This is a genomic window from Rhodococcus sp. 06-221-2 (genome assembly GCF_002258365.1).
Classification (GTDB): Bacteria; Actinomycetota; Actinomycetes; order Mycobacteriales; family Mycobacteriaceae; genus Rhodococcoides; species Rhodococcoides fascians.
On record NZ_NOYJ01000010.1, the window covers coordinates 59,007 to 73,689 of the forward strand.

A 14,683-nucleotide genomic window follows, 5' to 3' on the forward strand; every position below is an offset into this window, starting at 1 on the left:
CGGTACGGTCGAGGTGTGGACACTTCTATCGTCGACGCACCATGTGGTGCGGCATGAGTATTTCCGCCGACGACCGTGCATTTCTGGCGCGTGCTGTGGATCTGGCGGCAGCCGCAGTGAGTACGGGCAACGATCCGTTCGGTTCGGTGCTGGTGTCGGGCAGCGGTGAAGTGCTTGCGGAAGATCGCAATCGCGTCGGCGATCGACACGATCCCACCCAGCACCCCGAGATCGCTCTGTCACGGTGGGCTGCGACCAATCTGAACCCCAGTGAGCGACGATCGTCGACGGTATACACCTCCGGTGAGCACTGTGCGATGTGCGCGGCGAGCCACGGAATTGTCGGGCTCGGACGTATCGTCTACGCCACCTCGACAGCCCAATTGCTCACGTGGCTGGAAGAATTCGATGCTGCGCCGCTCGCGATCACGCCGCTCACCATCACGCAGGTCGTGCCGGGAGCAGTGGTCGACGGGCCGGTCGCCGAGTTCAGCGACGCTGTCCGTGACCTGCACAGGCAACGTCACACGTCCACGGCGTAGCTAAGGGTGAGCAAAATTTTCGAAGGCCGGCGAACGAGAACGTCGACATCGGCACTCGTGATGACCGGTGGTATCGGTGTTGCACTCGCGTGGCTCCAGTGTCTTCTGATCCGTCAGCAGTTCGCGGTGGGATTGTGGGTCATCGTGGTGGCCGTCGTGGCCACCTGTCTCGTCGCGTCCGATGCCAGAAAGCATGTAGCCGTAGGAATTTCGCTCGGTGCAGTGACCGTGGTCGCTCAGGTCGCCTGGTTGGTGACGCCCTTTCACGCGCTGTGGGTCGTGAGCGCAACCGCGGGGACTGCGCTCGGGTTCTTTCTGCTCGGATCGGCGTGGGCGGGCTCCTCGGATGGCACTCGCCGGGTGGTTCTCGCCGTACCGGCCGGCCTCGCTGCCTCGATTGCGTTGGTGGTTTCCGCAGTGACGATCACTACGGCCGCCAGTCCGGCGCCGCTGGTTCGAGCGCTGCACTCGTTGGGGCAGAGTAATTCCTTCGTTTCTGCCGCGCCGACAGCGACGTCGGTAGTGAACGGGGCAGGTCGCACCAGTGACATCGAATACGGCTCGACGCTTCCCAATTCGTTTCTCGACATCTACATCGCCGACAACGATCCGTCGGTCAGCCGTCCCACGTACGTCATGGTGCACGGCGGGGGATGGATAGCGGGGGACAAGGCCGACGGTGATTCCGAACTCGGCGCGGACGACCCGTACTTCGCGTCGGGGGCGGGCCCCGTACTCGACGCCGGTTTCAACCTGGTGTCGGTGAATTATGCCTTCGCACCGGAATACCGTTTTCCCACACAGACGATCCAGCTGGGTGAGGCTCTGCAGTTCTTGGAAACGAACGCCGACCGATACGGCTTGGACATGAGCCGCGTCGTGCTCGCCGGAAGCAGCGCGGGTGGTCAGATCGTGGGTAGCTACGCCAATGTTCGGACCAACCCCGACTACGCACGGGCGCTGGGCATCGAACCCACGATGGATCGAAGCGCTCTCAAGGCCTTGGTGTTCGACAGTGCAGTCCTCGATGTGGGGAGGGCCGGCTCACCGCAATCTCCGAGTCCGTCGAACGGCTTTCTGTACGACATCGGTGCACGCAGCTACCTCGACACCACCGATGCCGATTGGCTGGCGCGCGCAAACGTCACGGAGAACGCCACCTCCGACTTCCCGCCGAGCTTCATCGCCGACGGAAACACCGGCACGTTCCCCGATCAGGCGGCCGAACTGAGCGCGAAGCTGGACAGAATGGGCGTTGCCAATCGCTTGAATCTGTACAGCAAGAACGAGGGGACCCTCGAGCATGCATTCATGACCACGGGCTCGCAGTGGACCGACGAGTACAACCGGCTCAGGATCGAGTTCCTCCGCGGCATCGTCGGATAGCAGAGCAGTCGCTGACGCACTCGACTGGCCGCTACTGCACTGGCAACCGCAGCTGGTCGACGGACCCGGAAACGGCGGCCAACCGGAGTTTCGTGTCGTCCTCCGATCCGGGGGCGGCTGTCATGATGACGATTTTCAGCTCCGCGTCTCCGTCGGTGAGTACGTCGCAGTCGACGGTGATCGGTCCGACGGTCGGATGGTGGACCACTTTGTGATCCTCGCGATGTGAACCGACAGCACCGACCGACCACAGAGACTCGAATTCTGGACTGCCGGTGCGTAATTCTTCGATCAGACCCCTCAGTCTCGAGTCTCGGGGAAACCGCCCGGTGGCCCGCCGAAGGTCCGATACGACTGCTGCGCGGACCGACCCGTCGCCGCCGGACGGCGTCACCGGCCATGCGGACATTCCGGGTGCATCCGTGCCGACAGGGAAACAGTCACGAGCGAAGTTTCGCTTCGAGGGTGAGACGGACGACGGATCACCGACCAGCGCGGCCCAACTCCGGTTCCACCAGAGCAGTTGCCAATCGGCGGCGAAGACGGCAACCGCACCCTCGTCGAGTCGGCCGACAACCCGCCTGACCCCAGGCGGGATGTGGTCGGAAATAGTCCCGTCGGCCGGCGGAATGTGGCCGGCCAAGCGGTAGAGATGGTCTCGCTCGGGAAGAGTCAGCTGGAGAGCCCGCGCCACGGACGACACCACCTGCACCGACGGTGTCGTCGCTCGTCCCTGTTCGAGCCGCACTACGTAGTCCACGGAAATGCCCGCGAGATCGGCGAGGTCCTCGCGTCGGAGCCCCGTGGCCCGTCGAGAGCGTCCGGTCGTCAGTCCGACAGCATCGGGTGAGAGTCGATCACGCCACGATCTGATCGTCGCGCCGAGTCCGTCCGTTGTCGAGGTCACGACTCCATTGTCACTCTTCGAGCGGGTGTGAGGGTGGTACCGATTGTCCTACCGTCCAGGCGTGCCTGGAACACGCGCCGGTCGACCTGAACACTGGGGGCATGACCATCACATTCATCACCGGAGCAAACAAGGGCCTCGGTTACGAAACCGCGCGCCGACTGATCGATCAGGGCCACACCGTGATCCTCGGAGCACGTGACGCCGAGCGGGGTAGGAATGCCGCAGCAGCGTTGGGTGCTCGGTTCGTTCGGATCGACGTCACCGATGCCGAATCCGTCGCATCGGCAGCGGCGGACGTGGAACGGCAGGAGGGGGTTGTCGACGTACTGATCAACAACGCGGGCATTCCCGGACCGCACAGCGCCATCGAAGAACTGACCGCCGAGGATGTGCAGTCGGTACTCGATGTCAACGTCCTCGGAATCGTCCGCACCACAACAGCATTCCTTCCGCTACTGCGCCGCTCCACCGATCCCGTCATCGTCAATGTCAGCAGTGGAATGGGTTCGTTCGCGGCGACACACGATCCGTCTCGCGTCGAATCCAGCGTGATTGCTCCGGCCTACACCGCGTCGAAGTCGGCTGTCACGATGTTGACGACGCAGTATGCCAAGGGCCTGAGCGACATTCGCATCAATGCCGCCGATCCGGGCTACACCGCAACCGAATTCAACGGAAACAGCGGGCCGCAGACCGTCACCGAGGGGACCGACGCCATCGTGCAGCTCGCCACCGAAGGGCCCGGCCACGGATCCGGGCGGTTCATCGACCGCCACGGAACCGTCAGCTGGTGACCTGTTCCGTGGCAGTCGGAGTCAGCCGGTCACGTTCTGCAGGTCCATCCCCGCCGGCTTCTTCAGCGGAGTGAACGTTCCGACGCTCTGCTCGACGGCTCGGGCCGCCGCGAGTGCGATGTGGTCGCCGTTGCGCGGAGCGATCAGCTGAACGCCGGACGGGATGCCGTCCGAGTCAAGCCCGGTGGGCACGGCGACCGAGGGCAGGCCGAGGAGGTTGACCGTCACCAGTAACCGGTGATCACGCCACAGTTGCGTGGTCGCTTCGGGACCGGACAAGTCGTAGCCGACGGCAGTCATCCGCCGCGCCGAGACCGGGCCCAACACGATCGGGTACTCGGCGTGAAACCTCTCCCACGCTGCCGAAATCAGCACACGCTGACCCCACGCAGCCTTGTACTCGGCGATCGACTCGTAGACCTCGGTCTCCGAGGAGTTGTCGAGGAAATACTGCGTTGCGCCCGCGCCGAGGGGCTCGGCACCGCTGTCGGGTTGGAAATTGCCGACGAACTCGGTGACCGAGAGTCGACGCCACAGCACTGCAGCTTCCTCGATCATGGGTGCCTCGGCCTCGACGACCTCCCACCCCGCAGCGGCCAGAGCATCGGCAGCTACCGAGATTGCTTCGGCCACTTGCGGATCCACACCCCAGCCGGCGGGATCGCGCGTGACGGCGACGCGACGTACGCCGTCGTAGGTGGTCGGGTGAGGAATCGAGGACGCCATCGGATCCAGGCCGTCCGACCCGTGCATCAGCGAGAAGGCGGTGTCCAGGTCGTCGACCCGGCGAGCGATCGGTCCGTTCACTGCGAAGAACTGTTCCGTCAGGGGCCAGGCCTCGATGGGTGAGGGTGCCGGCACTCGGCCCGCCGACGGTCGCAGTGCGCAGATACCGGCAGCGTAGGCCGGCAATCGTAGAGATCCGCCGTAGTCGTTGCCGAGTCCGATGACGGACATGCCGGTTGCCACGGCGACGCTGTCTCCGCCGCTGGAGCCGCCGGCGACTCGGTCACGATCCCAGGGGTTGTAGGTCCGCCCGAAGAGTTCGTTGTCGGTGTCCCAACGCAATCCGGTGTCGGGCATGTTTCCCCGGCCGATCGGGATCGCGCCTGCTTCCATCAGCCGTCGGACCATTGTCGAATCCGACGTCGGAATCGCATCCGCGAGGAAGGTCCAGCCTTGCGTCGACGCAGACCACGTCAGGTCGATGTTCTCCTTCACGGAGATCGGTACCCCGGCGAGCTCACCGACATCCTCACCGTCGGCGATTCGGCGATCGATGGTGTCGGCGAGTGCGCGTGCGCGGTCGTGGAATACGACGGTGAGAGCGCCGAGGTGACCGTTGACCTCGGCGATGCGGTCCAGGTGCGCGTCGATCACCTCGCGTGCGGTCACTGCGCGAGTTCGAACGAGTCGTGCTATCTCGCGGGCGCCGAGCGTCCAGAGAACGCGGTGTGCCTGAGTCATGCTGTGCCTCCTGTGGAGTGGGACGGGGAGCCGAGTGGTGCAGGTGCCGCGAGGGCGAGGCCGAAGGCCGGGCCGCCGGGGACCGAATCGATCAGTGTGCGTGTGTATTCGGACTGCGGATCGGCGAATACCTGCTGCACCGAGCCGGATTCGACTACGTCGCCGCCCAGCAGCACGACGATGTCGTCGCAGATCTGGCTGACGACGGCAAGGTTGTGCGAGATGAAGAGCACGGTCAGCTGCAGTTCCTGACGCAATCGGGCGAGTAGATCGAGAATCTCGGCCTGCGTCGAGACGTCGAGAGCCGACGTGATTTCGTCGGCGATCACCACCTCGGGATCGGTGGCAAGTGCACGGGCGATCGCGATCCGTTGGCGCTGGCCGCCCGAGAACTCGTGTGGGTACCGGGTGATGGCCGAGTCGTCGAGGGCCACCATGGCAAGTAGGGAGGAGATGCGCTCGCGATTCGGCCCGACCCGTGCCAGTACCGGATCGATTGCCTCGGCCAGTGTTTGTCCGATGGTTCGGCGTGGATCGAGAGACGAGTACGGGTTCTGCGGAACGAGCTGAATCCGACGCCGCACAGATCGACGGGTTCGGCGACTCGCACCGACCAACTCGGTCCCGGCGAATCGGATCGATCCTCGATCGGCTCGATGAATTCCGATGACGGTCTTGGCAATCGTGGATTTGCCGGATCCCGATTCGCCGACGAGAGCGACCGTCGACCCACGTTGGAGGGTCAGGTCGATCCCGTTCAGGATCTTCGTCGCCTTCGATCGCTGTCCGAGCGTGACATCGAGTCCGTGCACCTCGAGAATGGGGTTGTCGCTCGTGGTCATTGGGAGACCTCCTCGGCAGCAAGGGCGGGGGTGGGCAGTGCGATCGTCGGCGTCGCGGCCAGGAGTGCTGTGGTGTACGGATGCTGCACGTCCCGAGCGGCAAGCTGTGCACCCGTGAGCCGTTCGACGATCTCGCCCTGCTGCATCACCAGAACTCGATCGCAGAAGGCCTCGACCACGCCGATGTCGTGCGAGATGAACAGGATGGCGGTGCCCTCGCTGCTGTTGATCTGCTTGAGTTGGCGTAGAACTTCTGCCTGGACGGTGACGTCGAGTGCCGTCGTGGGTTCATCGGCGATGATGAGCTTGGGGTTGGTGACGATTGACGAAGCAATGATGGCTCGTTGCAGCATTCCTCCCGACAGTTGATAGGGATGCTGGGTCATTCGTTCCTCGGGCTTCTTGATCCGCATGCCCCGTAGTGCCTCCACCAGGGTCGCGTTCGCCTTCGCGCGAGACATCCCGAGGTGCACTCTCGCGACCTCGGTGAGCTGAACACCCAGCCGGAGAGCAGGATTGAAGGTCGAGCCCGGGTCCTGGTAGACCAGCCCGATCTCCTTGGCCAAGCGGCTCTGCTGCTTGCAGGAGCGGAGATCGAGCTCGCCCAGTCGCATGAGACCGACGTCCACCGCAACACTCTCCGGGTGCAATCGAGCCAGGCTCATCGCCGTCATCGACTTGCCGGAACCCGATTCGCCGACCAAACCGAGAATTTCCCCGGGCGCGATGTCGAAATCGATACCCTTCACGAGCTGTTTGCCGTTCGCGGCCGTGACCTTCAGATCGCGAACTTCGACCAAGGAGTCGGGGGAAAGGGAAAGAGCTTCGGTCGGCCGCGGCTTGCGCACCAACCGGGGCTGACGTCCCCACGGATCGATGCGCGCGGCCAGACCGTCACCGGTCAGCATCGCTGCGACTCCGGCGAAGATCAGCATCGCGGCGGGTGCGGCGACGGCCATGGGCTGTGAATAGATCGCAGGAAGGCCCTCGTTGAGCAATCGGCCCCAGTCGTAGTCGGGGCTCTGCACACCGAGTCCGACGAAAGACAGGCTCGAGATATCGAGCAGCGACAGCGCAAAACTCGACGCGATCAGTACGAGCAGCGGACCGCCGATGTTGGGCAGCAAGTGTCGAACGAACAGCATCCAACCCGGTACGCCCAACAGTCGAGCCGTTCCGACGAAATCTTTCTGCGCAACCGACGCGGTCATGTTCGAAGTGATTCGGGCGAAGCCTGGAATACCGGCAACGCCGATCGCGATGATCGCCGACGACGTGGCAGGCCCGAGGATCGCGGCTATCACCAGCGCCAGGATGATCGACGGGAAGGCGACGGTGGAGTCGATGATCCGGAGGACCGCCTCCCGGAGCCGACGCGGCGCAAGCCAGACCAGCGCTCCGACAAGCACTCCCGCGACTACCGCCATCGCGGTTGCGGCTGCAGCCATGAGCAGTGTCAGACGAGCGGCGACCAAAGAGCGGGCCAGAATGTCGCGGCCGAGGTCGTCGGTGCCGAACCAGTGTTCCGCCGAGGGAGTGGCGCGGGTATCGGTGGTCAGCGTGTTGGCCGCGCTGCTGAGGAAGACCGGCGCAAGGATGGCGGTCAGGACGAGGATTCCCAGCATGACCAAGCCCGCGATCAGCGGTGCCGGCATGCGGCGGTGTGTTTCAGCCATTGGTCGGCCCACCCAGGGTTCGGGGGTCGATGAGACCCAAGAGGACGTCGATCACCAGGTTGATGACGATCGCGATGGTTCCGATGGTCAGGACGATGCCTTGAATCACCGGATAGTCGCGGTAGATGATCGCCTGTACCACCTCCAAACCGAGCCCGGGCAGGCTGAAAACGGTTTCGATGATGACTGCTCCGCCGAGGAGTCCGGCGAGGATCAGGCCCGTGAGCGTCAGCGTCGACGCCATCAGGTTCGGCAACGCATGGCGCAGGTACAGACGGGCCGAGGAGATGCGCCGGCCGCGGGCGGTGCGAACGTAGTCCTGCTGCAGTACCTCGAAAGTTTCCTGTCGGACCACTCGTGCGACCGCGAAAGCGGGACCTGTTGCGAGAGCGGCAATGGGAAGGATGAAGGAGCCGGTGGACGACACCCCACCTGCAGGAAGAACTCGAAGCCAGATGGCGAAGACGATGACCAGGATCGTGCCCGCCACATAGGCCGGGAAGGATGCGAAAAATCCTGCGACAGATCCGAACCCGGTTGCGAGTGCAGGTCTGCGTCCACCGCGGGTGAGGACGCCGATCGTCATGCCGAGTGGAATCGCAACGAGAATGACCACTGCAATCGAGCCGAACGCCAGAGTCGCTGTGTACGGGAGTTTCGTCGCGATCGTCTCCGCGACAGGCGTCGAATACCGGAAGCTGTCGCCGAGATCGAACGAGAACAGACCTCTGATGTAGAGCTCGAATTGACTCCACAGCGGAAGGTCGAGATGAAGCCGTTCGTGCACGGCCGCGATCGCGTCCGGCCGCGCGTCCGGGCCCAGAATCGCAAGTGCAGGATCACCGGGAATGAGCGGCACGATGAGGAAGGTGAGAACGACCAGCAATGCGAGGGAGAGAACGAGTCCCCCGAATCGGCGGAGCGCGAAGCCACTCCACGAGTTCTGTGCGATTCGACGTCCGAATCCGAGCGCGGGCGCGCCGGTCGGGAGAGTCTGTTCGGCTATGGACATCAGCGGTTCCCTGCTCTGTGGACCAGGGGCACACGCTCGTTCTGCCAACGGAACGTCGGTGCAAGAGGGTCGACCACGACGTGGTCGCGGGTCGTCCGAGCGGACGCGGAGTGCCATCGGTCGGTCATGTCTGCTCCTGAGGGTTCGGTTCGCGGGAGGGGCTCATCCGGTGATGCGAAAGATCGGGTCGTCGAGCGAGCCGCCGCGCATCTGCACGGTGAAGCCGGGGCGCTGGACGTAGATGAAGGCGTCGTTGATCAGTGGGAGTGCATCGACATCGTCGACCAGTGCCGAGACCGCACTGTTGAGGTAGCTGCAGCGTTCCTCCGGCGAGGATGCAGTCAGTGAGGCGGCGAAGGCTTCGTCCGCGGCGTCGTTCGTTACCCCGCCGACGTTTCCACCGCCCTCCTGGATCGTCGGTCCGACGAAGCTGCCCAACGGACTGGTCAGCGAACCGAGGAAGTTGAGGTCCGCGAACAACGTGAGGTCCCACGCGTCCGGCTCACCGAAGACCGTGCCGATCCAGCTTCCGACGTCGGTGTTCTGAATCGTGACCTGAGCGCCCGCAGCCCGCAACGCCTCGGCAATGTACTCGTTGCCGGCACCGGCGGGACCGGCAATGGACGGGCCGATGAAGCGGATGTTCAGACCGTCGAGGGCCTTCGAGGCAGCGTCGGCGTCCTGCTCGGGAAACGTGGTGTCTGCGGTGGGAACGCAGGGGGTCAGGTTCGAGGCGAGCGAGGTCGCGATCTCACCCGTTCCTGCGGACGTCACCTTTTCGAGCATGCTGCGATCGATCGCCTGTGCGACGCCCCGTCGGAGGGCGGGGTCGGCGAGAACACTGCTGGGGCGTTCGTTGAACACGAGGTAGAAGTCCGAAAAACGATCGACCGATACCTTGTACCCGTCCATGCCGTCGAAGCGTTCCATCGTCGTGGCTTGAATCTTGGCTATGTCGAGCTGTTCGCTCATCACCAGATTCGCTGTCGCGGTGGAGTCCTGAGATACGAAGTACTCCAAAGTCTTTGCGGGCGTGCCGTCTACCGGTGTCGCCCACGCAGGCCAGCCGTCGTAGTTCTCACGCAATCGGAAGGTGTACTTCACTCCCGGCTGGAACGAGTCCAGAACGTACGGTCCCGACTCGCTGCCCTTCACGGTGCCGCCACCGAGTCCGTCCGGATCGGCAAGTCCAGCGGGACAGATGATTCCAGTCGAAGAGATGCTCAATCCGATCATCAGGTCGGGCCAGGGCGCGCCGAGGTCGATGACGACCGTCCCGGCGTTGTCGTCCGCGGTGATCGTCGGCGGTGTTCCGCCGAAGACCTGACCGGGGACGGTCGAGCCGGAGTCCGGACGCGCGAAGTAGTCGAGCGAATTCTTGACGACCCCCGGAGTGATTGCGGTTCCGTCGGAACAGGTTGCGCCCTTGCGGATGGTGAGCGCCGCTTGGGTCGGTGTCGCCGTCCAGTCGGTTGCCAGACCGGCAATCAAGCCGCCGTCGTCTCGGCGGACCAGTGTGTCGTAGGACGTGCGTGCGAGCAGATTGTCGGGAAGCGACAGTGTTTTGGTGGGGTCGAACGTCGACGGCGGATCGATCGTCGTCCGAATCGTGTCTGCGGATGCAGGATTGCTCCCGCCGACACAGGCCGTCGTGAAGAGCGCGCATGCGGCGGTGAATGCGATCGCAATCATGCGAGTATGTCGTGTTGACATCTGGGTGCCTCTCGGGCGGATGCGTGCGAACACGCGTGCGGCGGTGAGATGAGTGATCAGGCCAGAACTTCGAAGACGTCGATCGTGGTGCCGGTTGCGTCGGATGTCGCGCGCCCCACGAACACCGAACGCGTGAGCCACTGAAGTCGCGGTGACGTCGTCCGAAATCGGGGGGTGGACTGGAAGTAGCCCATCTCTTCGCCGGACTCACCGGGGAGGTGGCGGACTATCCCGAGGTTGACCACGTCGACGATGTCGTCCTGATCGGTACGAATCAGGTATCGCGCTTCGACCTGGTATGCATCGTCTGCGCGAGTCAGGCACCAGTCTCCACCGCCGGGGATGATCGTTCCCGAAACATCTCCTTCCATGGTTCCGCCGGTGATGGGAATGAACTCGAGCAGCTCGGCGGCTCGTTGTTCGAGAGGTAGATAGGGGCCGGTGTCGGCGACGATGCGGAATGTGAATCGCAGCTCCGGTGCCGTGGGGGCGTCCATGGCTCGTCCAATCTCGGGTCGTATCGTTTGGTGTTGCAGTGACTATGGTCATAGTCAAGGCAATAGTCAATGGCATTCACTAAAAGAAATGTCGTCGGAACAAGACGGAAACACGTCTGGACGCGCTCGACGCGTCGGACGCGAAGGGATGTGCCGATGAGTTCGGACGTGCGCAAGCGCCGCAAGAGGGGATCGCTGTCGCAGGAGGAAATTGTTGCCGCAGCGCTGACGATCCTGGACACAGAGGGCGAGCTGGCGCTGAAGTTCTCGCGCTTGGGTGACGAGCTGAAGTCGTCCCCGACTGCGGTGTACCGACATTTCGCGAGTCGTTACGACCTCCTCATCGCGGTGGCCGATCATCTCGACGAGCTGTCTCTGGACGGCTACGAGCCGACCGACGACTGGCGTGCGGATCTCGAAGATCTTGCCTGGCGCGCGTGGCGAACCACGACTGCGCACCCGGCAGCCGCCGCCGCAACGTTCTCCCTTGTCACCAACGGCCCGAACGAATTACGGGCCGTCGAGTGGGTGTTGCGGGCGATGCACATGGCAGGTCTGCGAGGCCGTGCCGCCGTGATCCAGTATCAGGTCTTCGCGAATCTGGTTCTCGGTTCGGCCAGTGCCGAGGGTGCTCGGCTCAGTGCGTCGGACCCGCGTGAAAAGGAGGACGGGTGGGTGCAGGTGTACGCCCCGAAGCATCCCGAGAAGTTTCCGTATGCGGAGCAAGCCAAAGCCGAACTGGCACTGATGAATTACGAAGAGGTGTTCGCCAAGCAGGTCGAGATGTACCTCGACGCGCTGCAGGCGCTTGCCGCGAAGGGCCGCGAGTAGGTCAGCCCCGGATCGTCGGACATCCCAGTTGCGCTGCAACTGCACGCATTCCGTCGGCCGCTACGTCGTGAGTCGTGATGTGATCGGCCACGATGTGCAGGCCGTATCCGTCCTCGAGGGCGACCATCGTCGTCGCCACGAGGTCGCCGCTCGGGGTCGGAGTGAACACTCCCGCACGCTCGCCCGTAGCGATGATGTTCCGGTACGTCGCGGCCTGACGTCGGTCGAGTTCCTGCACCAGCTTTTCGTGCAGCGCAGAGCTGCCGGCGAGTACGTCGAGCTCGAACAGTAGCCGCATCAGAGCATCGTCGGGCCCTGTCGGTAAGCCGGCGTCGATGGCGATGTCCAGTTGTCGACGCGGGTCCTGTGTCGCCGCCACCAGTTCGTCGCGCTCGTCGCAGAACCGCGAGACACCGGCGGCATGAGCCTCGACCAGCAGCGAGTCCAGGTCGTCGTAGTAGTAGAGCACGGCACCACGGGTCAAGCCGGCTTCCTTGGCGACGTCGGTCAACGACAACGCGCGCAGCCCGTGCTCGCGACCCGCTGCATACGTCGCTTCGATCAGCGCATTGCGCCTGGCCATCTGGTTCCGCTGGCGTGCCACCTGTTGACAGTACCGAGCGCGCGTGCCAATCTCCTAAGAATTCTTTGACACTTGAGTCAAAGAATATCTCGGCTTCACACTCCAGGAAGCAGGCCGTGTCATGCCCGAAATCCCCAATTCTCCGGTTGCCGCCGATGCACGCTCCAGTCCGCCGCTCGGCGTTTCTGGCACCTACGACAGGGAACTGGCGCGTTCGCTGGGCGTCAGCGGCAACGTCATGCTCACCCTCTCGTCGATCTCACCTGCAGCGAGCGTGTTCATCCTCGGCGGAGCGGCACTGACGGCCTACGGCACCGGGGTGTTCTGGGGCTTCCTGATCGGCGGCATCATCAGCTTGCTCATAGCGCTGTGTTATGCCGAGCTCGGTTCGCGGCACCCCGTCGCCGGTGGTGACTACGCGATGGTCAGTCGAACGCTCGGACCCGCATCCGGGGTTGCAGTCTTCTTCCTGGGGCTCGTCGGTCTTCCTCTGGCGCAGGCCATCTTCGCCCTCGGCGTCGCCGACTACCTCGGAGTCGCGATCTCCGGCGTCGACCCACTCGTCACAGCCCTGGTCGTCACCCTGATCGCAACAGTGGTGGCCTGCTTGAACATTCGTACCAACGCGTGGGTGACCGGGTCGTTTCTGTTCGTCGAGATGGCATCGTTGGTATTGCTCACCGCATTGGGATTGGTACATATCGAACGCCCGGTCACCGATCTGCTGAACCCGCAGGCGCTGGACTCGAGCGGGGCTCTTGCCCCCATCGGGATCGCCGGCCTTGTACTCGTCGTCACGCAGGGAGTGCTGTCGCAGTTCGGATACGGCGGCGCGGTGTACTTCGCTGAGGAGACCAAGAACCCGCGTCGAAACGTGGCACGGGCGGTGTTGTATTCCGCCTTGATCACCGTGGTGGTCGAGCTGGTCCCTCTCGTGTCGGTGATGTTGGGAGCGGACTCGATCGAGGGCCTCGTCGGTTCCGATCTGCCGGTCCAGGAGTTCCTCGAGCAACGTGCAGGTCATGCAGTAGCCGTATTCGTATTGCTGACAATGGCTTTGGCCATCCTCAACGCCAATATTGCTCTCGGGTTGCAGGCCGGTCGGTTGTTGTTCGCCGCTGCCCGTGATCAGGCACTGCCTGCTGTGTTGGCCACGCCCCTCTCGCGTGTCTCCGGCTCCGTCAGCATGCCGCGGGTGGCAACGATCGTGATGGGTGTGATCTCGGGTGCCTGCTGCCTCATGCCGATGACCCTGCTGGTCAACGCGACGGGATCCACAGTTGTCGTCGGCTTCGCCTTCATCGCACTGTCGGCTCTCGTCGTTCGTCGACAGCGTGGCGTGGAGCATCCGGAGTTGTTCCGAATGCCGTTGTGGCCGTTGCCTGCACTGGTCGCGCTGGCCGTGATCGTCGGTGTCGTCGTCATCGGTGTGATGGATCCGGAGCAGTGGTTGAGTCTGGGCATCGCACTCGGGGTCGTCGCCGCCGGCTACGCCTACTACTTTGGATACCTCCGCTCGCGCGGTGCTACCCACCTGCTGCTGCTCGACGCCGCGGACGACGACCGGGTGTGACTGCTGTGGCCGGCGCTCGACTCCGCTGACGCTCGCCCGGCTCCGCGATGCCGACCTCCCCGAGTTTGACGTGCGCGGTGTTCGAGGCAAAGGTGAACCGGGTGACGTACGGAGGCGACTGGCAGCCCAGCTCGGTGGATTGGTCGTCCACGCGTGGAAAAATCCTGTTGGCGGCGGCTTCGTTGTTCGCGCAGCGCGGTTACTTCGGTACTTCCACGCGTGACATCGCCGAGGCGGTGCACATTCGCCAGCCGTCGCTCTTTCATCATTTCGAGGCCAAGCACGCAGTCTTTCGGGCACTGGTGGAGATGGACCTCGGGGCTGCGATCCACCGCTTGCAGTGCCGGTTGGCAGAGGACAGCTCGTGGGCGGAGAAGCTGCACCTGACAGTAGCCGGGGACGTGCGGGTGTCGCTGTTGCAAACTTTCGACTCGCGCGGTCTGTATCAAGATGCTGTTCTGACGCAACCGGAGTTCGAAGCCGAGCGCCAGGGCATAGCTCTGTTCCACGAGTTGATGGAGCAGCTGATCATCGGCGGACAGAAAACTGGTGAATTCGTCGATGTGGAGCCGAGTTTCGTGCAGCGAGCGGTGAACGGAGTGCTGTTCGAGACGGTGCGCGAGCAAGGGGGGCCCAATGGGCCCGTCCGCCACGCGCGTCCGCTGCAGGCGGGCGATTTCGTGTTGCGCGCAGTACTGGTGGACCCGGCCGCGCTGTCCGCGGTACGTGAAACGACGCGTCGTCGGCTGGATGACCTCGAGGGCGCAACGGTCGGCTGACCGCACCAGCCCGCCGTTTCTGCATCGTTAGCCGACCGATTTCGCGCAATCGACACAATTCGTATCCCGGTTGACACA

14 protein-coding genes are annotated in these 14,683 nt (G+C 63.8%); 6 read left to right on the forward strand and 8 right to left on the reverse strand.

The annotated features are described in order from the left end of the window. The first annotated feature begins 53 nt into the window (after positions 1–53). Both CH281_RS05335 and CH281_RS05340 read left to right on the forward strand, forming a co-directional pair. Positions 54–542: a nucleoside deaminase gene (locus CH281_RS05335; protein ID WP_094693271.1), complete on the forward strand. Its 489-nt coding sequence runs from the start codon at positions 54–56 to the stop codon at positions 540–542. Between the two features lie 60 nt (positions 543–602). Further along, the gene (locus CH281_RS05340) at positions 603–1,928 is read left to right on the forward strand and encodes an alpha/beta hydrolase (RefSeq protein ID WP_143544762.1); all 1,326 of its coding nucleotides are present in this window, start codon (positions 603–605) and stop codon (positions 1,926–1,928) included. 31 nt (positions 1,929–1,959) lie between these two features. On the opposite strand, the gene CH281_RS05345 is transcribed toward CH281_RS05340, so the two are convergent. Beyond that, positions 1,960–2,835, reverse strand: coding sequence for a helix-turn-helix transcriptional regulator (locus CH281_RS05345; RefSeq protein ID WP_057473849.1), 876 nt, complete (start codon positions 2,833–2,835; stop codon positions 1,960–1,962). Positions 2,836–2,936: 101 nt separating this feature from the next. Between CH281_RS05345 and CH281_RS05350 the strand changes: the two genes are divergently transcribed. Beyond that, positions 2,937–3,632: an SDR family NAD(P)-dependent oxidoreductase gene (locus tag CH281_RS05350; protein WP_048319550.1), complete on the forward strand. Its 696-nt coding sequence runs from the start codon at positions 2,937–2,939 to the stop codon at positions 3,630–3,632. Between the two features lie 21 nt (positions 3,633–3,653). Here the strand turns inward: CH281_RS05350 and CH281_RS05355 are convergent, their stop codons facing one another. The 6 genes from CH281_RS05355 to CH281_RS05380 form a co-directional block, all read right to left on the reverse strand. Next, entirely contained in the window at positions 3,654–5,099 is a 1,446-nt protein-coding gene (locus CH281_RS05355) for an amidase (protein ID WP_094693273.1), read from the reverse strand. Next, the gene (locus CH281_RS05360; protein ID WP_094693275.1) at positions 5,096–5,941 is read right to left on the reverse strand and encodes an ABC transporter ATP-binding protein; all 846 of its coding nucleotides are present in this window, start codon (positions 5,939–5,941) and stop codon (positions 5,096–5,098) included. The genes CH281_RS05355 and CH281_RS05360 overlap by 4 nt, the downstream gene beginning before the upstream one ends. Then, entirely contained in the window at positions 5,938–7,617 is a 1,680-nt protein-coding gene (locus CH281_RS05365) for a dipeptide/oligopeptide/nickel ABC transporter permease/ATP-binding protein (RefSeq protein WP_094693277.1), read from the reverse strand. The genes CH281_RS05360 and CH281_RS05365 overlap by 4 nt, the downstream gene beginning before the upstream one ends. Next, complete coding sequence (locus CH281_RS05370) at positions 7,610–8,629, reverse strand: ABC transporter permease (RefSeq protein WP_094693279.1); 1,020 nt, start codon at positions 8,627–8,629, stop codon at positions 7,610–7,612. The genes CH281_RS05365 and CH281_RS05370 overlap by 8 nt, the downstream gene beginning before the upstream one ends. Before the next feature lie 162 nt (positions 8,630–8,791). Continuing rightward, on the reverse strand, positions 8,792–10,321 hold the full coding sequence (locus CH281_RS05375) for an ABC transporter substrate-binding protein (protein ID WP_218829772.1): 1,530 nt from the start codon (positions 10,319–10,321) through the stop codon (positions 8,792–8,794). Positions 10,322–10,398: 77 nt separating this feature from the next. Continuing rightward, complete coding sequence (locus CH281_RS05380) at positions 10,399–10,839, reverse strand: DUF3237 family protein (protein WP_053068792.1); 441 nt, start codon at positions 10,837–10,839, stop codon at positions 10,399–10,401. Between the two features lie 156 nt (positions 10,840–10,995). Here CH281_RS05380 and CH281_RS05385 point away from each other — a divergent pair, with 156 nt between their 5' ends. Further along, a complete protein-coding gene (locus CH281_RS05385) occupies positions 10,996–11,670 on the forward strand; it encodes a TetR/AcrR family transcriptional regulator (protein ID WP_094693283.1) in 675 nt (224 codons plus the stop codon). A 1-nt stretch (position 11,671) separates the two neighbouring features. Here CH281_RS05385 and CH281_RS05390 read toward each other — a convergent pair whose 3' ends face one another. Continuing rightward, positions 11,672–12,274, reverse strand: coding sequence for a TetR/AcrR family transcriptional regulator (locus CH281_RS05390; protein WP_053068793.1), 603 nt, complete (start codon positions 12,272–12,274; stop codon positions 11,672–11,674). A gap of 100 nt (positions 12,275–12,374) precedes the next feature. Here CH281_RS05390 and CH281_RS05395 point away from each other — a divergent pair, with 100 nt between their 5' ends. Both CH281_RS05395 and CH281_RS05400 read left to right on the forward strand, forming a co-directional pair. After that, positions 12,375–13,826, forward strand: a complete 1,452-nt coding sequence (locus CH281_RS05395; RefSeq protein ID WP_094693285.1) for an APC family permease — start codon at positions 12,375–12,377, stop codon at positions 13,824–13,826. Positions 13,827–13,927: 101 nt separating this feature from the next. Beyond that, entirely contained in the window at positions 13,928–14,605 is a 678-nt protein-coding gene (locus CH281_RS05400) for a TetR/AcrR family transcriptional regulator (protein ID WP_057473982.1), read from the forward strand. The last annotated feature ends 78 nt before the right edge of the window (positions 14,606–14,683 follow it).